This window comes from Micromonospora sp. BQ32 (assembly GCF_059358895.1).
On record NZ_JCADBI010000053.1, the window covers coordinates 1 to 849 of the forward strand.

Annotated in this window: 1 pseudogene; it reads left to right on the forward strand. The window is 65.0% G+C overall.

Annotation, left to right across the window (positions count from 1 at the left end):
• Nucleotides 1–487: 487 nt before the first annotated feature.
• Nucleotides 488–849 (forward strand): annotated as a pseudogene (locus AC5L30_RS32975) (hypothetical protein); the annotation flags it as partial.

Sequence of the window (849 nt, forward strand, 5' to 3'; positions counted from 1 at the left end):
TCGAACTCGACGACAAATCCACCGTCACCGACAACGACCCCAAGAACTGCGTCAACGTCAAAGACTGCCACGCCTGAACCACCACATAACGCGGGAGTCCCTTCCGCCGCGCGACCAGCGGGCGGAAGGGGCTCCCGCCGTCGGTCGCCCGCTGGTGGAGGTCCGACAGGACGGCGCCGGATGGTGGCGTGAGATTTCCTCCGACCCGACTGTCACGGCTGGCCGCTGTCCGACGTCGCGAGGGACTTCGACCTCGAAGGCCGGTATGGCGCCTTCAGCGCCCTCCTACGACGCCCGCACCGGGCGTCCGCACTCCTGCCTACCCGACCCATCCATGCACCAAATGTGGGTTTCCTTCGGATACGTCCACATGGCGAGGAACATTCTCATACGGTGTTGTTCAGCAGCTACAACCGATTTGTAGCGAAGGCCGCTCGCGAAGGCGAAGCGACCTTGTCTGGGTACAAGGAGAGGGCAGAGAGCTCAGATGTCCAACTACCTTCGCAGTAACGATGACGCCGTTCGCCAGACCACGTCAGCGGCGGGCCGGCGCAAGCTGTGGCTCGCCACCGGCGTCCTGGGCCTGACGGGAGCGGTCAGTCTCACGGGAGTCGCGTACGGGGGCGGCGGCGTCAACGGCCTGGCCGATTCGAAGTGGTCCACGGCGCAGCAGCTCAACAATGACGACAAGCGTAACGAGGAGGGTCGTGACTGGCATGAAGGTCAGGGCACCGGCGCCGGCAACTGGAACGAGAATGCCTGGGGAGACGAGCAGGCCGGGGATGACAAGGGCCGGGGTGAGCGCGGTAAGGACGACAAGGGTCGGAGTGAGGACCGGGACCAGGTCAG